Origin of the sequence: Bacillus sp. JJ1127 (genome assembly GCF_036965845.1) — a bacterium.
Lineage (GTDB): Bacteria > Bacillota > Bacilli > Bacillales > Bacillaceae_G > Bacillus_A.
This window is the reverse complement of sequence record NZ_JBALQK010000089.1, coordinates 1-4333: the sequence shown is the minus strand read 5'-3', so window position 1 is coordinate 4333 and position 4333 is coordinate 1. Positions and strand designations below refer to the sequence as shown.

At 32.6% G+C, this 4333-nt stretch carries 5 protein-coding genes; 4 read left to right on the top strand and 1 reads right to left on the bottom strand.

The genetic code is table 11. The features are described 5' to 3' along the window. The 3 genes from V7183_RS10290 to V7183_RS10280 all read left to right on the top strand — a co-directional run. Positions 1 to 652 (top strand): TcaA NTF2-like domain-containing protein (locus tag V7183_RS10290; protein WP_438825165.1); only part of this gene is annotated, 652 nt, incomplete at its 5' end. A 211-nt stretch (positions 653 to 863) separates the two neighbouring features. Next, positions 864 to 1340 carry a hypothetical protein gene (locus tag V7183_RS10285; RefSeq protein ID WP_335359419.1) on the top strand — a complete coding sequence of 159 codons (477 nt, stop codon included), beginning with the start codon at positions 864 to 866 and terminating at the stop codon, positions 1338 to 1340. A gap of 417 nt (positions 1341 to 1757) precedes the next feature. After that, the gene (locus V7183_RS10280; protein WP_335359418.1) at positions 1758 to 2840 is read left to right on the top strand and encodes an S-layer homology domain-containing protein; all 1083 of its coding nucleotides are present in this window, start codon (positions 1758 to 1760) and stop codon (positions 2838 to 2840) included. 276 nt (positions 2841 to 3116) lie between these two features. On the opposite strand, the gene V7183_RS10275 is transcribed toward V7183_RS10280, so the two are convergent. After that, positions 3117 to 3485, bottom strand: coding sequence for a hypothetical protein (locus tag V7183_RS10275; RefSeq protein ID WP_335359417.1), 369 nt, complete (start codon positions 3483 to 3485; stop codon positions 3117 to 3119). Positions 3486 to 3676: 191 nt separating this feature from the next. Here V7183_RS10275 and V7183_RS10270 point away from each other — a divergent pair, with 191 nt between their 5' ends. Further along, complete coding sequence (locus V7183_RS10270; RefSeq protein WP_335359416.1) at positions 3677 to 3916, top strand: helix-turn-helix domain-containing protein; 240 nt, start codon at positions 3677 to 3679, stop codon at positions 3914 to 3916. The last annotated feature ends 417 nt before the right edge of the window (positions 3917 to 4333 follow it).

Genomic DNA, 4333 nt, shown 5'->3' with positions numbered 1-4333 from the left:
TACAGAATCAGAGCAACAGCTGGTCAAGTATGTAATAAAACTTCTTACAACATATAATATAATGAATCAGCAGTTTATTCGTGGGGACAGACCATTTGCTCCTACAATTATGAAAGGTTTATATGAGGACTTAGACAAGGCCCCGATGTATTTATATCTCGAGTCTCAAGGAGAGCTAAAAAAGGAGCCAAAGAAACAGGAGGAGCAGATAGCACCGGTTGAAAAAGAACAGGAGAAAGAAGATTTCTCAGGAAACAACTCTAAAATAGGTGAGTCTGCTAAGGAAGAAGTATCAGAAGATGAAATTCGAGCTTTTATGGAGAAATATGCAGATGCCGGAATGAAAGCAATTAGGAAAAATGATTTTTCATATATAAAAGATTTTTTAGAACCGAAAGGAAAAGCATACCTAGAAAGCAAAAAATATATTAAGTATATAAATGATAAAAATATTTCAGAGACATTATTAACATATCAAGTAGACAGTATTAAGCCGATTAACAAAACAGAATATATAGTAACTGCTTATGAAGAGTATGGAATTACATACGGAGATGGTACTACTAAAATTAAAAGTTTTAACAATCAGTATAAAATTAAGTTATTAGAAAATGGAAAACTGGTGATAAGTGAGCTTTTGAAGGAGCATTAATGAAATGGGATATTCCTTCTTTGACTCATAATTTTGCATTAAAATATTATGCTTACTATATAGACACCTATTTCAAATCTAGTGTCGAAACTGAATTAAGTTAAGTTCATAAGAAAATAATGCATTAATTTGAAATAATGGTGAATAAGAGTATAGCGATTCAAATAAGAAATGTATTTAGTGCGTATAGAAATTTAGGGGGAATCATGTGTTGAATAAATATAGTTTGAAAGAATTAAACAAACTACAGGTAGGGCGTTACGGAGAATATCTTACAAAAATGGAGTTTACACTTTATGGATTTGATGTTTATACATCTGAAGTTGATGATAAAGCAATTGATTTTATAATAAGAAAAGATGGAAAATATTACGATATTCAGGTTAAAACTTGTAGAGAATTAGGTTACGTATTTTTACAGAAACATGTTTTTTCACTTAGGGATAATTTATTTGTTGCATTAGTTTTACTGAATGAAGGAAAAGAGGCTGATTTTTATCTTATACCTTCAAAAGTATGGGAGAGCCCAAACGGTACTTTCGTTAGTCGTGACTATGAAAAAGAAGGGCAGAAGAGTAAGCCGGAGTGGGGGATAAATTTATCAAAGAAGAACTTACCAGGGCTAGAGCAGTATCGCTTTGAAAAAAATTTGTCAAAGATATTTTCAAAAGTCATTGAAACAGTATAAAAGTGTAAATAAAATGAGTGTAGTTTAATGATTCTGTTACAATAATAAATCCTTTAGAACAAACCTATCAGTATTAGTTAGAAGTATACACTGTTACATAAATAGCCATCAAAATTGTTTTCTCAATTTTGATGGCTATTTATTAGTAGCTTGAATTTTATTTTTTAGAAAAATCTTCTGCTTACTATTATAGATGTATCAATGTCTTCTTTTAAATAGAAATGAATATTTATTATCTAGATATTATGATTAAATTTCACACATAATACTAAAATTAGAATTTATATACATACTTATAAAATTTATGGTAAATAACCATTGTTCACATGTTAGAATTACAATGTAGGAGTTTATTTACATTAGATGTGTAATAAGGTTATTTAATAAATTTAAAATAAACAGGGGAGGTTTTCACAAATGGGGAGCAAAACAAGTAAAGTTAAAAAAATTGTGGGATTAGTAGTAACCGCAGCGCTAGCAACTACAATGATGGTAGGCACAGCAAATGCACAAACAACTACGAAAGCAGATGGCTATAAGGTAGGTGGCAATGAGGACACTGTATTTACAGATGTACCAAAGAACCACTGGTCAAAAGATGCTATTGACTACTTAGCGGCAGCAGGGATTTTTAAGGGATATGGAAATGGGAAATTTGGTTTTGGGGACAATGTTACTAGAGGACAGGTAGCTTCTTTAGTCAATCGGCATTTAGGTTTAATAGCAGACGATGAACAGGGGAGTATGTTTAGTGATACTACAAATCATATGTTTGAAGAGGATATCCAAGCCATTGCGCAAGCTGGAATTATGACAGGTGATGGAACAGGGGCATTTCGTCCAGATGATGTATTAACTCGGTATGAGATGGCAGTAGTATTACAAAGAGCATTTCATTTAGAATCAAAAGGACAAGGGAACTTTAAAGATGTACCACAAGGTCATTGGGCGTATGAATCTGTAAATGCGCTGCGTAGTAACCGTATAGCACAAGGTGACGAGGCAGGTAATTTTAATGGCAACATGCTTGTGAAGCGTGAGCAGTATGCACAATTTTTCTATAATACAATAGCAAAGAACACATCTTATAATTTCAAAATCAACACAAAACAAGAACTGAAACAAGTGTTAGCAACAGCTTTAAAGGATGGGAAGTTTGGTCCCTTTGACTTAGATGTACTGGGAAAAGATATATCTGAGGTGAAACAAGAATTTGGGGCGCCTGATGTATGGAAGGAAGCAGTATGCACAGAATGTGATGCACCTAATACAGCAGGATATGGAGATTATAATCTTGATATGTATCCTTCGAAAGTTAGATATGTATGGGTAAAAATGGACATTCCTATTGAGGAATTAAAAGAGTGGTTTGGTGAACCAGATGGAATTGAAGAAGGTATGGATAGTGTGGCCTTTGTATATAATCGAGGAAGCTATTCTCTTTATTTCAGCTTTTCTGATGGTTTTATTCAACGCGTTGATATGTTGAGAAATGAATAGTTAATAAGTTACAAGAAATATAAATGATGAAATAAGGAATTTCTCTAGTAATATATTAAACACCCAGTTATCTTTCAGCCTTTATAAAAAAGGAAGTAAGCTGGGTGTTTTCCTTTTTACCGTGTTTTTTATCATTTTTTATAACACCAGTTTCATAAGTTCACGTCTTGTTGCTATATTTTTGAAAAAAGAGGATACGAAGACGTGAACATTTTATTTGTGAATCTTTCTAGAGACCAAGTAGTTTGTGTTACGGTTATCCTGGCGTTTGGCAAATTATGCGGTCCCTTTTGCACGCTGATCAGGAAATTGTATATTTTGTATGGAAGCAATATATTGTTTCCCATGCTTTCTAGCCAAAGATTCTAGTATGTGACGCACGCGTTTTGTAAGGTGGCCTTGATTTTGTAATGCTATGCAGTATGCATCATAGTAGGCATATTTAGCCCAAAGGAAATCATCTTGTTGGAATAAGAAATGATTTTTATACCATTCTCCAATTGTGTGATAGTTTCCGTCTTCATTGGCAACTTTTGTTTGCTCAAGAATTCTTTCTGGTAAAGCTTTAGTTAGATGAGAAGCTGTTTGTTCTGTTTCAGCTCGTAATGATTTTTCTAGCATTGTAATGATGTGACGAGTCGCCATGTGTTAACTCTCCTTTGTGTAGATGGGGAAATACCATCTGTATTTAAAAAACACTTACTATATTATTATACAATATTTGGAATGCATCCACCTGCTTTTTGATTTGTATTTACAAAATCTTTTTATTTTGTTTACAAAAGTAGCCTATAATAAAGTAAGATGAATGATGTATATGAAAAAATAATAAAGGGATGAAAGCATTGTATATAACGATAGAAGAGGCTGCTGAATATTTAAATCTTCCGAAGTCGTATGTTGAAGAATTAGTTCAGCAAAAACGCATCCGTGCTGTGTATGATGGTGAACAATATTTGTTGAATAAAGAACAGTTCAATACACATCTAGAGCAGATGGAAAAATATAAACAATTAGTAGAAGAAATATTAAATGAACCAATTCCAGAAGATATGGATGTTAAGGACGAAGATTAAACTTAATCCGGCATGAACTAACAGTAACATCCTCACCTCAAATTTCAGAGAAAAGCGAGAGGGATAAACTGTCCGTATAAGCCCGATTGGTGAAGGCTAATAGTCAGTGGGGATGAAAAAACTTCACTGATTAAAGTTTCATTTTATGAGGAAGCATTTTTAAAATCCCGTTTTAAGGTATGTAGAAAAGGTATCTTAAAACGGGATTTTTTATATTAGTATAATGAGAAACTATGAAAAAATCGAACGGGATGAGTAAGGGAGGAAAAGGATTTTAGAGAAGAGAAATTCTTCCTTAAAGTAATGGTATAATGTAGAAGAGTGTCATATTGTCCTGAAAGCAATTCCTTAATGATAATTTAAAGAGTTAATAAGTGTAATGTGTTTTTGTATTGATTAAAAGGAGTATGTAATATG

Bases quoted from the DNA above. Each gene is read 5' to 3' on its own strand.
- V7183_RS10280 (WP_335359418.1), top strand. From the start codon at position 1,758: ATGGGGAGCAAAACAAGTAAAGTTAAAAAAATTGTGGGATTAGTAGTA.
- V7183_RS10275 (WP_335359417.1), bottom strand. From the start codon at position 3,485: ATGGCGACTCGTCACATCATTACAATGCTAGAAAAATCATTACGAGCT.
- V7183_RS10270 (WP_335359416.1), top strand. From the start codon at position 3,677: ATGAAAGCATTGTATATAACGATAGAAGAGGCTGCTGAATATTTAAAT.